Here is a 17,049-nt window from a genome sequence, read left to right as displayed (position 1 = left end):
GACCGGCCGGGGCGTGACTCCGGCGACAACGCGCGCGGCCGCTCCCGGCAGGAGCCGGCGGACGACACCCGCAGGCGGCCCCGCGACGAGGGCGACTCCCCGCGCGGCCGCGGCGCCCAGGGACGCGAGGACACCGACAGCCCCAGGGGCCGTGGCTCCCGGGGCGCCGGAGAGGACGAGCGGCTGAGGGGCCGCGTGCAGGGGCGGGACGAGCGTGACCGCGGTCGTGCGGGCGAGCGGCCCGACGACCGCCCCTCGGCATCCCGGGGCGCCGGATCCGGAGGCGCCGCGGCCCGCGGGACCGGCGCGCGGCGCGGGGACGGGCGCACCGGGTCGGAGGCAGGGCGTCCCAGGGCGGAGAGCGGCCGCACCGGGGCGGAGAGCGGTCGCGCCAGGCCCGAGACCGGCCGCGCCAGAGCGGAGGCGGGGCGGGCCGAGACCGGCCGCGCCAGGCCCGAGAGCGGGCGTGCCAGACCCGAGGCCGGACGGGGCGGGACGGAGTCCGGGCGGGGCGGAGGTGAGGACGCCAGGCGCAGGAGCAGGCAGGAGGACGGGCCGCACCGCCGCCCCCAGCCGGGAAGCTCCCGCCCGGAGGCACGCGAGCGGGCCGCCAGGCGCGGCCCGCTGGGTGGCGACGTGCCGCCGCCCAGGGGCCCGCGCAGGCCGCCGCCCAGGCCGCCGCGCCCGCCGCTGGTGCTGCGGCTGGGCAGCCCGCGCCGGCGGATCAACTTCGGCCTGATCGGCATGACGTTCATCCTGTCGATCTTCGCCGGGCGCCTGATCCAGATGCAGGGCCTCGACTCCAAGGTGTACGAGGAGGCCGCCGCCGACCAGCGCCAGCACGTCGAGACGATCCCGGCCAAGCGCGGCTCGATCACCGACGTCAACGGCCACGACCTGGCCGTCACGGTCGAGGCCCGCGAGGTGTCGATCGACCCCACCAAGGTGCCGGTCGGCGTGCGCGCCAACGTCGCCAAGATCCTGGCCCAGCAGCTCGGCAAGGACGAGCAGGAGATCGCCGCCAAGCTGGCCAAGCCGGGCACCCACTACCAGCTCCTGGCCAGGGACGTCGATCCCGTCGTGGCCACGCGCCTGCTGCAGGCGCGCGTGCCCGCGCTGTCGGCGAAGAAGACGTACAAGCGGCTCTACCCGTCCGGCGATCTGGCGGGGAGCCTGATCGGGTTCGTCGGCGACGAGGGCGACGGGCTCGGCGGCATGGAGCAGGCCAAGAACTCGCTGCTGGCCGGGCGCGACGGCGAGCAGCGCGTCGAGACGGGCCGCGACGGCCTGCGCATCCCGATGACCAGCAGCCAGCGCACCGCGCCCGTGGACGGCCAGGACATGCGGCTGACCATCGACCGCGACATCCAGTGGGCCGCCCAGAAGTCGATCGCCGAGCAGGTGCAGAGGTCCGGGTCCGACAGCGGCACCGTGATCGTCATGGACGTGCAGACGGCGCAGATCGTGGCCATGGCCAACGCTCCCGAGCTCGACCTGAACAACTGGCGCAAGGCCCCCGAGTCCAGGTACGTCAACAAGGCCGCCGCCGACGTGTTCGAGCCGGGCAGCACCAACAAGGTGATCACCGCCGCCGCGGCGCTGGAGGCCAAGGTGGTGACCCCCGACACGGTCTACCAGGTGCCCGACCGGATCAGGTGCGCCGACCAGGTGCTGCGTGACGCCCACGCGCACAAGGTGGAGGCGCTGACGTTCCGCCAGGCGATGGCGCAGTCCAGTAACGTGGCCACGGTCATGGCGGCGCGCAAGGTCGGCAGCCAGAAGCTGTACGAGATGCTGAAGGCGTTCGGGTTCGGCTCCACGCCTGGTGGCGGCGTGCCCGGCGCGGAGGCGGGTCTGCTGCCCGACTACCGCAAGTGGTCGGGCAGCCAGAGCTGCACGGTCGCCTACGGGCAGGGCGTCTCGGTGACGGCCCTGCAGATGGCGAGCGTCTACCAGACGATCGCCAACGGCGGCGTGAAGATCGAGCCGCAGATCGTGGCGGGCACGACGGACGCCACGGGCAGGTTCGTCCCGGCTCCTGCTGGTAAGCAGACCAGGGTGGTGAGCGAGACGACGGCCAAGGAGATCACGACCATGCTGGAGAGCGCGGTGGGCGAGGAGGGCACGGGCCAGCTCGCGGCCATCGACGGCTACCGGGTGGCGGGCAAGACGGGCACGGCCAACCGGTACGACGCCGAGCTCGGCCGCTACGACGGTTACACCGCCTCGTTCGTCGGGTTCGCGCCGGCCGACAAGCCCCGGCTGGTGGTGCTGTCGGTGCTGCAGAACCCGAAGAAGGGCCACTTCGGCGGGCAGTTGGCGGCCCCCGTGTTCAAGGATGTGATGACGTTCGCCATCAAGAGCAAGAAGATTCCTCCCACAGGCTCCGCCGCGCCGACGGTGCGTACGCGCGCCGGACAGTGACCAGGGAAGGTACGCTCTCGCCGTGCGTCCCCCGTCGTCTATGCGTCCCACGACCAGCCCGCCTCGCCCGCTGACCGGGCTCGCGACCATGCTCGACGCCGATTCGGGCACTGCGCGGTCGCCTCATGCCGCGCTGACCGGCGTCACCATCGACAGCCGCAGCGTCAGACGCGGCGACCTCTACGTAGCGCTGCCCGGCAACCGGGTCCACGGCGCCACGTTCGCCGCCGACGCGATGGCGTCCGGCGCCGTGGCCGTGCTCACCGACCGGGCGGGCCGCGACGCGGCCGTGGCCACCGGCCTGCCGGTGCTCATCGTGCCCGACCCGCGCGCCCTGCTCGGGCAGATCTCCTCCTGGGTGTACGGGCAGCCGGCCCACGACGTCCAGGTGCTCGGCGTCACGGGCACCAGCGGCAAGTCCACCACCACGTTCATGCTGGAGGCGGGCCTGCGGGCCGCCGGCCATCGGGCGGGGCTGGTGGGCGGCGTCGAGATCCACGCGGGCGACCTGCGCTTCCAGCCCACGCTGACCACGCCGGAGGCCAGCGACCTGCACGGCCTGTTCGCGCTGATGCGCGAGGAGGGCGTCACCGCGGCCGCCATGGAGGTCTCCAGCCACGCGCTCGCCCTCGGCAGGGTCGACGGCATCTACTACGACGTCGCCCTGTTCACGAACCTGTCGCAGGACCACCTCGACTTCCACAAGGACTTCGAGGACTACTTCGCGACCAAGGTGAAGCTGTTCCAGCCGGAGCTGAGCCGCGTCGGGGTGACCAACCTCGACGACCGCTACGGGCGCGAGCTGCTCGACCTGGCGAAGGTGCCGATGACCACGTTCTCGGCGCTGGGCGACCCGGAGGCCGAATGGCGGGCGGTGGACGCCAGGCTCGGCTCCGACGGCAGCGTCTTCCGGGTGGTCGGGCCCGGCGGCGTCGAGGCCGACGCGAGCGTCGCGCTGCCCGGCCCGTTCAACGTGGCCAACGCGCTCGGCGCCGTCGTCACGCTCGTCGAGGCCGGGGTGCCGCTGCACACGGCCGTGCACGGCGTCGGCACGCTGGGCGGGGTGCCCGGGCGCATGCAGCGCGTCACGGGCGCCGAGGACGACTTCCAGGCCGTCGTGGACTACTCGCACAAGCCGGGGGCCGTCGAGTCGGTGCTGCGCTCGCTGCGTACGGTCACGGAGGGCACGCTGACGATCGTGCTCGGCTGCGGCGGCGACCGCGACAAGGGTAAACGCCCCATCATGGGGGAAATCTCCGCCGAGCTGGCGGATGTGGCCATTTTCACGAGCGACAATCCGCGCTCGGAGGATCCGCTGGCCATCCTCGCGACGATGATGGAGGGAGCGCTCCGCGTTCCGCAGCACGACCGCGCTCATGTGATCATTGAGCCCGACCGCGCGGCCGCCATCGGCCTGGCGATCGCCCGGGCCGGGCGCGGCGACGTGATCGTCGTGGCGGGCAAGGGTCACGAGCAGGGCCAGTACGTTTCAGGCGAGGTGATCCCCTTCGACGACCGCGAAGTGGTCGCCGGAGCGATCGACGCACGCAAGGAAAGCAGGAAGCACTAATGATCCCGTTGCCGCTGGCCAGGATCGCCGAGATAACCTCGGGCGCCCTGTCGGGCATGGCCGATCCCCGCGCGGTGGTGCGCGGGCCCGTCGTGATCGACTCGCGGGCCGTTGAACCGGGATCCCTGTTCGTCGCCATCAAGGGCGCGCGGGTCGACGGTCACGACTACGCCGCGCACGCCATCCGGGCCGGAGCCGTCGCCGTGCTGGCCGCCAGGCCGGTCGAGGCGCCCGCGGTGATCGTTCCCGACACCGCCGCCGCGCTGGCCGAGCTGGCCGCCGCCCAGGTCCGTACGCTGTCGAACGTCACCGTCATCGGCGTCACCGGCTCGGCCGGCAAGACCAGCACCAAGGACCTGCTGGCCAGGCTCACCGCCAGGATCGGCGCCACCATCGCGCCCCAGGGCAGCTTCAACAACGAGCTCGGCCACCCGCTGACCGTGCTGCGCGCCGACCTCGACACCCGGTTCATGGTGCTGGAGCTGGCCGCGCGCAACATCGGCCACATCAAGGAGCTGACCCGCATCGCCCCGCCGCAGATCGGCGTGGTGCTCAACGTCGGCACCGCGCACCTCGGCGTGTTCGGCGGCAAGGAGGCCATCGCCAAGGCCAAGGGGGAGCTGGTGGAGTCGCTGCCGCGCTCGGGCGTGGCCGTGCTCAACGCCGACGACCCGCTGGTGCGCGGCATGGCCACGCGCACCGAGGCGCGGATCACCTTCTACGGGCGCGGCGAGTCGGCGTCGATCAGGGCCGAGGGGGTCGTGGTGGACGCGCGCGGGCGCGCCTCGTTCACGCTGCGCACCCCGTCCGGGGCCGCGCACGTGTCGCTGCAGCTGTACGGGGAGCACGCCGTCGAGAACGCGCTGGCCGCGGCGGCGGCCGGGTACGAGCTGGGCCTGCCGGTGGCCACGATCGCCGAGGAGCTGTCGGAGGCCACGCCGCGCAGCCGGTGGCGGATGGAGGTCACGGAGCGGGCCGACGGGGTCACCGTGGTCAACGACGCGTACAACGCCAACCCCGACTCCATGAAGGCGGCCTTCTCGGCGTTCGAGGTGCTGGGCAGGGGGCGGCGGCGCTTCGCGGTCATCGCGGCGCTGCGGGAGCTGGGCGAGGAGGGGCCCGCGCTCAACGCCGAGCTCGGCCGGCTGGCCGGCGGCGCGGGGCTGGCGGGGCTCGTCGTCGCCGGACCCGACGCCGAGCCGGTCCTGGCGGGCGCCCACGCGGCCGCCCAGGCGAGCGCCGCACAGCCCCCCGCCGGGTGGCAGGGGCCGGACGGCGCACCTCCGGGAGCGCCCGCCTACCCCGGGCAGCCCGGCCATGGGCAGCCCGGTTACGGGCAGCCGACGCGGATCGTGCACGTGCCCGACGCCGAGGCGGCCGCGAGGGAGCTGGCCGCGTGGCTGCGGCCGGGTGACGCGGTGCTGATCAAGGGCCCGAGGGCCATGGGTCTGGAGCGGACGGCCGAGCTCGTGCTCGGAGGTGCCACCCAGTGATCAACATCGTCATCGCCGGCGCGGTGGGCCTGGTCCTGTCGATGCTCGGCACCCCCCTGGCGATCAGGCTGTTCTCCCGGCGAGGCATCGGCCAGAACGTCCGCGAGGAGGGCGTGCAGGCCCACCTCGGCAAGAAGGGCACGCCCACGATGGGCGGCATCGTGTTCGTGCTGGCCGCGCTGCTCGCCTACGGCGCCTCCCACCTGGCCACGGTGGAGCCCCCGACCGTGTCGGGCATGCTGGTGCTGTTCCTGATGACCGGGCTGGGCGCGGTCGGCTTCCTCGACGACTTCATCAAGATCTACAAGCAGCGCAGCCTCGGCCTGCGCAGCGGCGCCAAGGCGCTCGGCCAGCTCGTCGTCGGCGCGGTCTTCGCCGTCCTGGTGACCCGCCAGCCGAACGTCTACGGCATCACCCCCGCCGAGACCCGCGTGTCGTTCCTGCGCGACATCGGCCCGTCGATCGGCATCGTCGGGTTCACCATCTGGGTGCTCATCATGATCGTCGGGTTCTCCAACGCGGTGAACCTCACCGACGGTCTCGACGGCCTGGCCAGTGGCGCCACGGGGGCGGTGCTGGCCGCGTACGTGCTGATCGGCAACTGGCAGCTGCGCAACAACTGCATCGACCAGCTCGGCCCCAACTGCTACTGGGTGCGGGATCCGCTCGACCTGGCGGTGGTGGCCTGTGCCGTGCTGGGGGCGCTGATCGGGTTCCTGTGGTGGAACGCGCCGCCCGCCAAGATCTTCATGGGCGACACCGGCTCGCTGGCCCTGGGCGGCGTGCTGGCCGGGCTGGCCATCGCCACCCGCACCCAGCTCCTGCTGATCATCCTGGCCGGCCTGTGCGTGATCATCACGCTGTCGGTCATCATCCAGGTCGGGTCGTTCAAGATGACCGGCAAACGTGTGTTCAGAATGGCCCCCCTGCAGCATCACTTCGAGCTCAAGGGCTGGGCTGAGACCACGATCGTGGTCCGATTCTGGCTGATCGCGATCCTGTGCGCGGCGCTCGGGCTGGGGCTGTTCTACGTGGAGTGGATGCCCAAGTAATGAGTTACACCTGTGTGGCCGGGCTCGGAGTGTCCGGTACCGCCGTCGCCAGGGTGCTGGCCGCGCGCGGCGAGCGGGTCGTGGTCGTCGAGTCCGTGGAGGGCGAGCGGCAGCTCGACGCCGCGGCCGGGCTCGCCCGGCTCGGCGTGGAGACCCGGTTCGGCGAGATGGTGCTGCCCGAAGGGGTGACGCGGCTGGTCACCACCGGGTGGGCGCCGCACCACCCGCTGATCGCCGCCGCGCTGGGCGCCGGCGTCGAGGTCGTCGGCGAGGTGGAGCTGGCCTGGCGGCTGCGCCCCGGTCACGCCGCGCCCTGGCTGGCGCTCACCGGGACCAACGGCAAGACCACCGCGGTACGCATGCTCACCGCCATCCTCCAGGCCGACGGCCGTAAGGCCCTGGCCGTGGGGAACGTGGGGGTGCCCGTGGTGCAGGCCGTCGCGGAGCCGTACGACGTGCTGGCCGTCGAGCTGTCCAGCTTCCAGCTCCACTGGTCCGGCACGCTGGCCCCGCACGCCGCGGCCATCCTGAACGTGGCGCCCGACCACCTCGACTGGCACGGGTCCATGGAGGAGTACGCCGCCGCCAAGGGCCGCATCTACGAGCGGGCCGGCACCGTGATCTTCAACGCGGACGATCCCGAGACCGCCCGGCTGGCCGCGCCGTACCCCGGGGCCGTCGGGTTCACGCTGCGCGTGCCCAAGCGGGGCGAGATCGGCGTGGTGGAGGACCTGCTGGTGGACCGGGCGTTCGTGGCCGACCCGGTCGAGGCGGCCGAGGAGCTGGCGACGCTGGAGGACATCCGCCCCTTCGCGCCGCACAACGTGGCCAACGCGCTGGCCGCCGCCGCCCTGGCCCGCTCGCTCGGGGTGCCGTCCGAGGCCGTACGCCAGGGGCTGCGCGACTTCGTGCCCGACCCGCACCGGCTGGCCCACGTGGACCGGATAGGCGAGGTCGACTACATCGACGACTCCAAGGCCACCAACCCGCACGCCGCCGCGGCGGCGCTGGCCTCGTACCCGTCGGTGGTGTGGGTGGCGGGCGGGCTGCTCAAGGGCGCCGACGTCGACGACCTGGTACGCCAGGCGGCCCCCAGGCTGCGCGGCGCGGTGCTGCTGGGCACCGATCGCGCCAGGATCGCCGAAGCCATTGCGCGACACGCGCCGAATGTCCCCCTCGTGGACATCCCCGATCGGGACACTGGTGCGATGGAAAAAGTCGTCACCGAAGCCGCGCGGCTGGCCTCCCCCGGGGACACCGTGCTGCTCTCCCCGGCGGGGGCTTCCCTCGACATGTTCGCGAACTATCCGGCGCGGGGGGAGGCCTTCGCGCGTGCCGTACGTGAGCTGAAGCAGCGACATGAGCGCGAGCGCTGAGGAGCGGGTCAGGGCGCCCGCCCCCGCGAAGGAGGGCCCGCAGGGCTGGGCCCGCGAGCAGCTCGGCGCGCTGAAGGAGCTGCTCGACCGGCCGCTGACCACCTACTACCTGATCATCATGTGCAGCGCGCTGCTGCTCGCACTCGGGCTGATGATGGTGCTGTCCGCCTCCAGCATCGAGGCGCTGCAGAAGACCGGCAGCCCGTTCTCGTGGTTCATCAAGCAGTCGCTGTCGGCCGCGATCGGCGTGCCCGTCATGTACCTGTGCTCGCGCCTGCCCGTCAGGTTCTTCCGCTGGGCCGGCTACCCGGTCATGGCGCTGTCGATCATCGCGCTGGTCATGGTGCTGTTCATCGGCTCGTCGGAGCTGGGCGCGCAGCGGTGGATCTACATCGGCCCGCTGACCATCCAGCCGTCGGAGCCGGCCAAGCTCGGGCTCGTCCTGTGGGGCGCCGACCTGCTGGCCAGGCGGGCGCGGCAGGGCCGCATCGAGTGGCGGCAGCTGCTGATCCCGCTCATGCCCGGCACCGCGATCCTGGCCGTCATGGTCATGCTCGGCCGCGACCTGGGCACCACGCTCGTGCTGTTCATGATCTTCCTGTCGCTGCTGTGGGTGGTGGGGGCGCCGGTCAAGCTGTTCGGCGGCATCATGGCGCTGGCGGTGCTGGCCGCGGTCATCATGATCAAGGTGGAGCCGTACCGGATGGCGCGCATCGGCGCCTTCCTCGACCCGTGGGCCGACGCGCAGGGCGCCGGTTACCAGGCCGTGCAGGGGCAGATCGCGATGGGCTCGGGCAGCTGGTTCGGGCTGGGGCTGGGCGAGAGCCGGCAGAAGTGGAGCTGGCTGCCGCACGGCGAGAGCGACTTCATCTTCGCCATCATCGGCGAGGAGCTCGGGCTGATGGGCACGCTGATGGTGGTGGCGCTGTTCGGGCTGCTCGGCTACGCGGGGCTGCGCGTGGCCGTCCGGGTCAACGACCCCTTCATCAGGCTCGCCGCCGCCGCCATGGTGGCCTGGATCGTCGGGCAGGCGACCGTCAACATGGGGGCCGTGCTCGGCGTGCTGCCGATCACGGGCATCCCCCTCCCGCTGGTCTCGTACGGCGGCTCCGCGCTGCTGCCCACGCTCGCCGCGCTCGGCATGCTGCTGTCGTTCGCCAAGCGCGAGCCAGGCGCGCGTGAGGCCTTGGCGGCTCGTGGCCCCGGACCGGCCGCCCGGGCCCTAAGCTGGCTTGGCCTGGGGGGTACGACCAGAGGCCGAGTGACACGTTAGGGAGTGACCGAGATGAGGGTGGTCCTCGCCGGTGGGGGGACAGCCGGGCACATCGAGCCCGCGCTCGCCCTTGCGGACGCGCTGCGTCATCTTGACGGGAGCGTCGGCATCACCTGCGTGGGCACGGAGCGCGGCTTGGAGACGCGGCTCGTGCCTGCCAGGGGCTACGAGCTGGAGCTGGTGCCGGCCGTGCCGCTGCCCAGGGCGATCACTCCGAGCCTGCTCACCGTGCCCGGCAGGCTGGCCGGGGCGATCAACGCCACGGCGGCGATCCTCGACCGCGTCAAGGCCGACGTCCTCGTCGGCTTCGGCGGGTACGTGGCGACCCCCGCCTACCTGGCGGCCAAGCGGCGTGGCGTGCCGATCGTCGTGCACGAGGCCAACCCGCGCCCCGGCCTGGCCAACCGGCTGGGCGCGCGGCTGACCGACCACGTGTTCAGCGGGTTCCCCGACGCCGCGCTGCCCAAGGCCGAGTTCATCGGCACGCCGCTGCGGCGCGAGATCGTCACGCTCGACCGGCTGTCCACGGGCGACAAGGCGCGCTCGTGGTTCGGGCTGGAGAACGACCGGCCGACGCTGCTGGTGTTCGGCGGCTCGCAGGGCGCCAGGTCGATCAACGAGGCCGCGCTCGCCGCCGCCCCCGTGCTGCGCAGGGCCGGCGTTCAGGTGCTGCACGTGCTGGGCCCGAAGAACACCGTCGAGCACGAGCCGCCGCCAGGCGACCCGCAGTACGTGCTGCTGCCGTACGTGGACCGCATGGATCTCGCCTACGCCGCCGCCGACCTGGCCCTGTGCCGCAGCGGCGCGCTGACCTGCGCGGAGCTGACGGCGGTGGGGCTGCCCGCCGCGTACGTGCCGCTGCCGCACGGCAACGGCGAGCAGCGCATCAACGCCGAGCGCATCGTCGCGGGCGGCGGCGGCCTGCTGGCCGACGACGCCGAGTTGTCACCCGAATGGATCATCCACAACGTGCTGCCCATCCTCCACGACCCGGAGCGGGTCGCCGTCATGTCGGAGGCCGCCTCCAGACTGGGGAGGAAGGACGCCGATATCATGCTTGCCAGGAAAGTGTTGGAGATAGCCCGATGAGTCTCGTGAAGCTGGTCGATCCCGTGTCCGTCGAAGAGTTGGGCCGGGTGCACTTCATCGGCATCGGCGGCGCGGGAATGTCGGGGATCGCCCGCATCCTGCTCAAGCGCGGCGTGCGGGTGACGGGCAGCGACGCGCGCAGCTCCGAGCAGATCACCGAGCTGCGCGAGCTGGGCGCCACCGTGCACATCGGGCACGCCGCCTCCCACATCAGGGACGTCGACACCGTGGTCGTCTCCACCGCCATCCGCGACTCCAACCCCGAGCTGGGCGAGGCGCTCAAGCAGGGGCTGCGGATCATCCCGCGGGCCGCCGCGCTGGCCTCCGTCATGGCCGGGCGCACCGCGGTCGCCATCGCCGGCACCCACGGCAAGACCACCACCACCTCCATGCTCACCGTGGCGCTGCAGAAGTGCGGCGCCGACCCGTCCTACTGCGTGGGCGGGCAGCTCGTCACCACCGGGCTCGGCGCCGACGACGGGCAGGGGCGGGTGTTCGTGGCCGAGGCCGACGAGAGCGACGGCTCCTTCCTGATGCTCGCCCCCGACCTCGCCGTGGTGACCAACGTCGAGGCCGACCACCTCGACAACTACGGCGACCCGCGGGCCGTGCACGACAGCTTCGCCCGCTTCGCCGAGCGGGTCGGCTCGCTGCTCATCGCCTGCGCCGACGACCCCGGCGCGGCGGAGCTGGCGCGGCGCGCCAGGGAGCGGGGGCTGCGCGTCAGGACGTACGGCGCCCAGGGTGACGACTACCGCGTCTCCGGCGTCAGGCCCGACGGGTTCGGCACCGTCTTCACCATCGAGGGCAGGGGCGAGGTGCGGCTGGCCGTTCCCGGGGCTCACAACGCGCTCAACGCCACCGCGGTGATCGCCGTGGCCGACGAGCTGGGGCTCCCGTTCGAGGAGATCAGGGAGGGCCTGGGGGCCTTCACCGGGGCCAAGCGGCGCTTCGAGGCCAAGGGCGAGGCCGGGGGCATCGCCGTGTTCGACAGCTACGCCCACCACCCGACCGAGCTGACCGCTGACCTGAAGGCCGCCAGGGACGTCGTGGCGTCCTACTCCGGCACCGGGCGGGTGATCGCGATCTTCCAGCCGCACCTGTACTCGCGGACGCGGTTCTTCGCCGACGAGTTCGGCCTGGCGCTGGGGCTGGCCGACGAGGCCATCGTGCTCGACGTCTACGGGGCCAGGGAGGATCCCGAGCCCGGGGTGTCGGGGGCCATGGTGGCCGGGCGGGTGCCGTTGCCGCCCGAGCGGGTGGCGTACGCGCCGGACCGGTCGGCCGTGCCGGCGATGGTGGCCGAGCGGGCGCGGCCGGGCGACATCGTGCTGACGATGGGGGCCGGCGACGTGACGGAGCTGGGGCCGCAGATCGTGGCGCGCCTGGCCTGAGGGGGGCCGCCCCAGGCCGCCCGGGGCCCCACCAGCGGCGGGACGGCGTGTTTGGGCGTGGCGTGCGGTGTCGGGGCTCGCGTCGGCGTAGGTTCGGTGCCGACATGAGCCGCGTTCGGTGGGAGGGCGATGAAGGCGCGCACGGCGTTCCTGGTGCTGCTGACGGCAGGGGTGGTGGGCTCGGCCGCGTGGCTGGTGTTCTTCTCGCCCGTGCTGGGAGTGCGTTCGATCGAGATCGTGGGAAATCTCACAGTCCCCAGCGAGCGGATCGAGCAGCAGGCCGGCGTGGCGGACCTGCACCCCCTCGCCACCGTGAACCTCGCCGACGTCGAGACCCGCGTCCTGGGCATCAGACAGCTCGCCTCGGCCAAGGTCGACCGGGTCTGGCCCGGCACGCTCAAGATCGAGGTGGTCGAGCGCCAGCCGGTCGCCGCGGTCCAGGCGGGCGACAAGGTGGCGATCGTCGACGGGCAGGGCGTGGTGATCGAGCTCAAGCCGGCCGCCCCGCCCATGCTGCCGCTGCTCAAGGTGGACCGCCCGCAGCAGGGCGACCCCGCCATGATGGCCGCGCTCAAGGTCATCGAGGCGGTGCCCGACGAGGTGGCGGCCAAGGTCAGGCAGGTACGCGCGGGCACGGCCGAGGGCGTGACGCTGACGCTGTCGGACGGCCGTACCGTCATCTGGGGTGGCCCGGACCGGCCGGAGGAGAAGGGCCGCATCCTCAGCTCGCTGCTCAAGAGCGAAAGATCGGTCACCCTGTACGACGTCAGCTCACCCGACGTGGTGACCCTGAAGTGATCGTGATCGTCAGGGTCTGGCAACTCAGGGGCAAGGGCATCGCCGAGCCTGTGCGAGGCGGGGGCCGCGGCGTGAGAGCCTGTAAGCCGGACTTTCGGCGAAGGAGGGCCGCCACCAGGCGCGACTGCGGAGCGAAACGGACAGCCCGCGACACGCCGGACGTGCTTGCGGCGCGGTTAGTTGACCCGCCTGGAGCGTAACTCCTACTGTCCGTATCAATCTCAGGTTGACATAAATCTAAATCTCAACCTGAGGTTGAGAGTTACCCGAACTGACAAAAAGCGGAGACAATCCGCACCGAAATGGCAAGTCAACGAGCGGAAAGGCCCCTCGTCGTGGCAGCACCGCAGAACTACCTCGCGGTCATCAAGGTCGTCGGCATCGGCGGCGGCGGAGTCAACGCCGTCAACCGGATGATCGAAGAGGGACTCAAGGGCGTCGAGTTCATCGCGATAAACACCGACGCCCAGGCGCTGCTGATGAGTGACGCCGATGTGAAACTCGACGTGGGCCGCGAGCTCACGCGCGGACTCGGCGCGGGCGCCAACCCCGACGTCGGCCGCAAGGCCGCCGAGGACCACCGCGAGGAGATCGAGGAGGTCCTCAAGGGGGCCGACATGGTCTTCGTCACGGCGGGCGAGGGCGGCGGCACGGGCACGGGCGGCGCCCCCGTCGTGGCCAACATCGCCAGATCGCTCGGCGCGCTCACCATCGGTGTCGTGACCCGGCCGTTCAGCTTCGAGGGACGGCGCAGGGCGTCGCAGGCGGAAGCGGGCATCGAGACGCTGCGCGACGAGGTCGACACGCTGATCGTGATCCCCAACGACCGGCTGCTGTCGATCTCGGACCGGCAGGTGAGCGTGCTCGACGCGTTCAAGGCCGCCGACCAGGTCCTGCTGTCGGGTGTCCAGGGCATCACCGACCTGATCACCACCCCCGGCCTGATCAACCTCGACTTCGCCGACGTGAAGTCGGTCATGTCGGGCGCGGGCTCGGCCCTCATGGGCATCGGCCACGCGCGCGGCGACGACCGCTCCGTGGCGGCGGCCGAGATGGCCGTCTCCAGCCCGCTGCTGGAGGCCAGCATCGACGGCGCGCACGGCGTGCTGCTGTCGATCGCGGGCGGCTCCGACCTCGGCCTGTTCGAGATCAACGAGGCGGCCCAGCTCGTCTCCATGGCCGCCGCGCCCGACGCGAACATCATCTTCGGCACGGTCATCGACGACGCGCTCGGCGACGAGGTGCGGGTGACCGTGATCGCCGCGGGCTTCGACGACGTGCCGGGGCCGGCGGAGAAGCAGGCGCCGCGCCCGGTGGGCCGCGCGCCCGCGCAGCCGCCCGCCGCGGCTCCTGTGTCGCCTCCGCGGCCGAGCGCGGCCGCCCCGAGCGTGAAGTCCGAGCCGCCCGCGCCGCGCCCTGAGGTGCGTCCTGAGCCCCGTCCCGAGCCGCGCGCGGAGTTCAGGGCCGAGCCGCCGCGTCCCGAGCCGCGTACGGAGTTCAGGCCCGAGCCGCCCCGCCCCGAGCCGGTGCGCCCGGTCGAGCCGGTGCGCGAGGTGCCCAGGGAGCCCGTGCGGGAGCCGGCACGCGACTCCCTGCGCGACCCGGGCCCCGGCGACGACCCGGCCGACGAGCCGTCCGGCCCCGTCTCGATCCCCCGGCCCGCGCCCGAGCCCGCCAACCCGCCCACGCCCATCACCTCCCGCATGTCGGAGCCCCCCAAACGTCCTCGAGTGATCTTCGAGGAGCAGGAAGAGGAACTCGACGTTCCCGACTTCCTCAAATAGCCGTCAAGTAGCCGCGCCTGACGCCGCTCCCCACAGGGAAACGGGAGCGGCGCCGTCGTGCGTACGGGATGCCGGCGAGCACACCTGGAGGAGGGGGAGAGGCACGTGAGAAGGGACGAGATCGCGGCCGGTCTCGCCGAGGTCGACGCGCGCATCGCCGAGGCGTGCCACGCGGTGGGGCGCGACCGCGGCGAGGTCACGCTGATCGCCGTCACCAAGACGCGCCCGGCGGAGGACGTGCGCATCCTGTCCGAGCTGGGCGTGCGCGACGTCGGCGAGAACCGCGACCAGGAGGCCGCCCCCAAGGCGCACGAGCTCGCCGGCCTCCCGCTGACCTGGCACTTCGTCGGCCAGCTGCAGACCAACAAGGTCCGCTCCGTGGTCGGGTACGCCGACGTGATCCACTCCGTCGACCGCGTCAGGCTGGTGGAGGCGATCAGCAAGGAGGCCGTGCGGCAGGGCCGCAGGGTCGGCTGCCTGGTGCAGATCGCGCTCGACGACGACCCCGACAGAGGCGGCGTGCCCCCCGCCGGCCTGCTGGAGCTCGCCGACGAGATCGCGCTGACCGAGGGGGTGTGGCTGGGCGGCGTGATGGCGGTCGCGCCCCTGGGCGAGGAGCCGGCCAAGGCGTTCGCCCGGCTGCGCGACCTGGCGATGCGCCTCCAGGAGCAGCACCCCCGCGCGACCATGATCTCGGCCGGGATGAGCGAGGACCTCACGGAGGCGATCGCCTACGGCGCGACACACGTGCGGGTCGGTACGGCGTTGCTCGGTCGTCGCAAGCCCTACGTCAGGTAATGTCCCCTCAAGTGGGTCTTCAGGCCCATGACCAAGTAGAGGTCGATCAGCGGTGAGCTCCAAGGGGGTACGGCTACCGCCTCGGACACGGCGACGGGCCCGAGCGAGTGCGACCATGAGCAGGAGGACGACGTAGCGATGGCCGGCGCGATGCGCAAGATGGCGGTCTACCTCGGTCTCGTGGAGGACGACCGCTACGAGAGGTACGAGACCTACACCGACGACTACACCTACGACGACGAGGTGCAGCGGCCCGGCGAGGAGCGTGCCGTGGCGGTCCAGGAGCGCGAGGACGAGCCCGACGCCGGGGCGCCCGCACCGAGGCCCACGGCGACGATCCTGGAACGCCGCACGACGGATCTGGCCCGCATCACCACCCTGCACCCCCGCACGTACAACGAGGCCCGTACGATCGGAGAGCACTTCCGCGACGGGACCCCGGTCATCATGAACCTGACCGAGATGGTTGACAGCGACGCCAAGCGGCTCGTCGATTTCGCGGCAGGTCTGGTCTTTGGCCTACACGGCAGCATTGAACGTGTTACCAACAAGGTGTTCCTGTTGTCCCCTGCCAATGTAGAGGTGACTGCCGAGGACAAGGCTCGAATCGCGGAACGCGGGTTCTTCAATCAGAGTTAGAGTCTCTGTATGCCTATCGGACCCAACCCGGTCTCACCGAGGCCGGGCGGGCACATCAGAAGAGGAGGCGCGGCCGGGCCGTGGAGATCATCGGTGGGATCTTGGTCGTTGTCCTGTCTCTCTATCTGGTGCTGCTCATCGGCAGGATGATCTTTGAGACGGTGCAGGCGTTCGCCCGTCAGTGGCGGCCTTCCGGCGTCGTCCTCGTGCTGGCGGAGGCCACATACACCGCAACTGACCCACCCCTCAAGTTCCTCCGCCGTTTCATTCCTCCGCTCCGGTTGGGTACGGTGGCCTTTGACCTAAGCTTCACTGTCCTGTTCATCGTGGTTCTGATCTTGATACAGATCGCCGGAACTCTGCGATGACCGGTCCGGTGAGGCGCCGGTCGTGATCCAACTCGTGTCCGCGCTGAGGTGATTCGGGTTACCGTCCTCCGGACAGACTCCAAGCGCGCCAAGGAGACCAAAAAATGCCGCTGACGCCCGCTGATGTGCGGAACAAGCAGTTCAGTACCACCCGGCTGCGGCCGGGCTACGACGAGGAAGAGGTCGACGCCTTCCTCGACGAGGTGGAAGCTGAGCTCGACCGCCTGATCCAAGAGAACGAGGAGCTCCGCGCGAAGCTGGCCGAGTGCCTGCGCGGGAAGGTGCCGGGCGGCATGAACATGCCCATGGCCTCCGCCCCCATCCAGGAGCAGCCCAAGCCCGAGATGATGGCGCCGCCGCAGCCGGAGCCCATGCGGGCCCCCGAGCCGCCGCCGGTGCAGCAGCAGCCGCCGGTCCCCGTTGCCATGAACATGCCTCCCGCAGAGGACAACATGGACACCGCGGCTCGCGTGCTCGCGCTCGCCCAGCAGACCGCCGACCAGGCGATCGCCGACGCCCGCCGGGAGGCGGACGAGACGGTCACCCGCGCCCGCCGCGAGGCCGACGAGATCCTCACCAAGGCCCGCCGCCAGGCCGAGCAGGTCATCGGCGACGCCCGCGCCCGCGCCGAGACGCTCGAGCGCGACGCGCAGGAGCGCCACCGCCAGGCCATGGGCTCGCTGGTGCAGACCCGCGACGAGCTCGAGCGCAAGGTCGAGGAGCTGCGCAGCTTCGAGCGCGAGTACCGCAGCCGCCTCAAGCTCTACCTGGAGAACCAGCTCGCCGAGCTGAACGTCTCCGCCGAGGGCAGCGGTGGTTTCCCGGTCATGTCCGGTGGTCCGCAGGGTCAGGCTCCCGCCATGTCGCACGCCGTGCCTCAGGGTGGCCAGCAGCCCCTTCCCGGTGGTCCGAACCCGTTCGGCGGCGAGCCTCCGCAGGGTGCGTTCCCCGGCGGTGACGGTCCGCACAACGACCGCCGGTAAAGTAGCGG

General features: G+C 71.9%; 14 protein-coding genes. All 14 read left to right on the top strand.

Going from position 1 to position 17,049, the window contains the following annotated elements; genetic code table 11:
- The first annotated feature begins 693 nt into the window (after positions 1–693).
- A complete protein-coding gene (locus HD593_RS37875) occupies positions 694–2,424 on the top strand; it encodes a peptidoglycan D,D-transpeptidase FtsI family protein (protein WP_446686253.1) in 1,731 nt (576 codons plus the stop codon).
- A gap of 40 nt (positions 2,425–2,464) precedes the next feature.
- Positions 2,465–3,994, top strand: coding sequence for a UDP-N-acetylmuramoyl-L-alanyl-D-glutamate--2,6-diaminopimelate ligase (locus HD593_RS37870; protein WP_185106712.1), 1,530 nt, complete (start codon positions 2,465–2,467; stop codon positions 3,992–3,994).
- The gene (locus HD593_RS37865; protein WP_185106711.1) at positions 3,994–5,487 is read left to right on the top strand and encodes a UDP-N-acetylmuramoyl-tripeptide--D-alanyl-D-alanine ligase; all 1,494 of its coding nucleotides are present in this window, start codon (positions 3,994–3,996) and stop codon (positions 5,485–5,487) included. The genes HD593_RS37870 and HD593_RS37865 overlap by 1 nt, the downstream gene beginning before the upstream one ends.
- Positions 5,484–6,539, top strand: coding sequence for a phospho-N-acetylmuramoyl-pentapeptide-transferase (mraY, locus tag HD593_RS37860; protein WP_185106710.1), 1,056 nt, complete (start codon positions 5,484–5,486; stop codon positions 6,537–6,539). The genes HD593_RS37865 and mraY overlap by 4 nt, the downstream gene beginning before the upstream one ends.
- The gene (murD, locus tag HD593_RS37855; RefSeq protein WP_185106709.1) at positions 6,539–7,915 is read left to right on the top strand and encodes a UDP-N-acetylmuramoyl-L-alanine--D-glutamate ligase; all 1,377 of its coding nucleotides are present in this window, start codon (positions 6,539–6,541) and stop codon (positions 7,913–7,915) included. The genes mraY and murD overlap by 1 nt, the downstream gene beginning before the upstream one ends.
- Entirely contained in the window at positions 7,899–9,188 is a 1,290-nt protein-coding gene (gene ftsW / locus HD593_RS37850; protein WP_185106708.1) for a putative lipid II flippase FtsW, read from the top strand. Before murD ends, ftsW begins: the two co-directional genes overlap by 17 nt.
- A 12-nt stretch (positions 9,189–9,200) precedes the next feature.
- A complete protein-coding gene (gene murG, locus HD593_RS37845) occupies positions 9,201–10,277 on the top strand; it encodes an undecaprenyldiphospho-muramoylpentapeptide beta-N-acetylglucosaminyltransferase (RefSeq protein ID WP_185106707.1) in 1,077 nt (358 codons plus the stop codon).
- Positions 10,274–11,671, top strand: a complete 1,398-nt coding sequence (murC, locus tag HD593_RS37840) for a UDP-N-acetylmuramate--L-alanine ligase (RefSeq protein ID WP_185106706.1) — start codon at positions 10,274–10,276, stop codon at positions 11,669–11,671. Before murG ends, murC begins: the two co-directional genes overlap by 4 nt.
- Before the next feature lie 129 nt (positions 11,672–11,800).
- Positions 11,801–12,469 (top strand): cell division protein FtsQ/DivIB, encoded by a 669-nt coding sequence (locus tag HD593_RS37835; protein ID WP_185106705.1) that lies wholly within the window; start codon positions 11,801–11,803, stop codon positions 12,467–12,469.
- Between the two features lie 335 nt (positions 12,470–12,804).
- On the top strand, positions 12,805–14,253 hold the full coding sequence (gene ftsZ, locus HD593_RS37830; protein ID WP_185106704.1) for a cell division protein FtsZ: 1,449 nt from the start codon (positions 12,805–12,807) through the stop codon (positions 14,251–14,253).
- Between the two features lie 105 nt (positions 14,254–14,358).
- Entirely contained in the window at positions 14,359–15,051 is a 693-nt protein-coding gene (locus tag HD593_RS37825; protein ID WP_185106703.1) for a YggS family pyridoxal phosphate-dependent enzyme, read from the top strand.
- Between the two features lie 138 nt (positions 15,052–15,189).
- Positions 15,190–15,690 carry a cell division protein SepF gene (locus HD593_RS37820; protein ID WP_185106702.1) on the top strand — a complete coding sequence of 167 codons (501 nt, stop codon included), beginning with the start codon at positions 15,190–15,192 and terminating at the stop codon, positions 15,688–15,690.
- An 80-nt stretch (positions 15,691–15,770) separates the two neighbouring features.
- Entirely contained in the window at positions 15,771–16,058 is a 288-nt protein-coding gene (locus HD593_RS37815) for a YggT family protein (RefSeq protein WP_080041054.1), read from the top strand.
- Between the two features lie 104 nt (positions 16,059–16,162).
- A complete protein-coding gene (locus HD593_RS37810; RefSeq protein WP_185106701.1) occupies positions 16,163–17,041 on the top strand; it encodes a DivIVA domain-containing protein in 879 nt (292 codons plus the stop codon).
- The last annotated feature ends 8 nt before the right edge of the window (positions 17,042–17,049 follow it).

The sequence above is a fragment of the Nonomuraea rubra genome (assembly GCF_014207985.1).
Taxonomy (GTDB): Bacteria; Actinomycetota; Actinomycetes; order Streptosporangiales; family Streptosporangiaceae; genus Nonomuraea; species Nonomuraea rubra.
The sequence above is the reverse complement of the archived record's forward strand: the minus strand, read 5'-3'. Positions and strand labels throughout refer to the sequence as shown.

Bases quoted from the DNA above. Each gene is read 5' to 3' on its own strand.
- HD593_RS37870 (WP_185106712.1), top strand. From the start codon at position 2,465: ATGCGTCCCACGACCAGCCCGCCTCGCCCGCTGACCGGGCTCGCGACC.
- ftsW (WP_185106708.1), top strand. From the start codon at position 7,899: ATGAGCGCGAGCGCTGAGGAGCGGGTCAGGGCGCCCGCCCCCGCGAAG.
- HD593_RS37835 (WP_185106705.1), top strand. From the start codon at position 11,801: ATGAAGGCGCGCACGGCGTTCCTGGTGCTGCTGACGGCAGGGGTGGTG.
- HD593_RS37865 (WP_185106711.1), top strand. From the start codon at position 3,994: ATGATCCCGTTGCCGCTGGCCAGGATCGCCGAGATAACCTCGGGCGCC.
- murD (WP_185106709.1), top strand. From the start codon at position 6,539: ATGAGTTACACCTGTGTGGCCGGGCTCGGAGTGTCCGGTACCGCCGTC.
- murC (WP_185106706.1), top strand. From the start codon at position 10,274: ATGAGTCTCGTGAAGCTGGTCGATCCCGTGTCCGTCGAAGAGTTGGGC.
- HD593_RS37810 (WP_185106701.1), top strand. From the start codon at position 16,163: ATGCCGCTGACGCCCGCTGATGTGCGGAACAAGCAGTTCAGTACCACC.
- murG (WP_185106707.1), top strand. From the start codon at position 9,201: ATGAGGGTGGTCCTCGCCGGTGGGGGGACAGCCGGGCACATCGAGCCC.
- HD593_RS37820 (WP_185106702.1), top strand. From the start codon at position 15,190: ATGGCCGGCGCGATGCGCAAGATGGCGGTCTACCTCGGTCTCGTGGAG.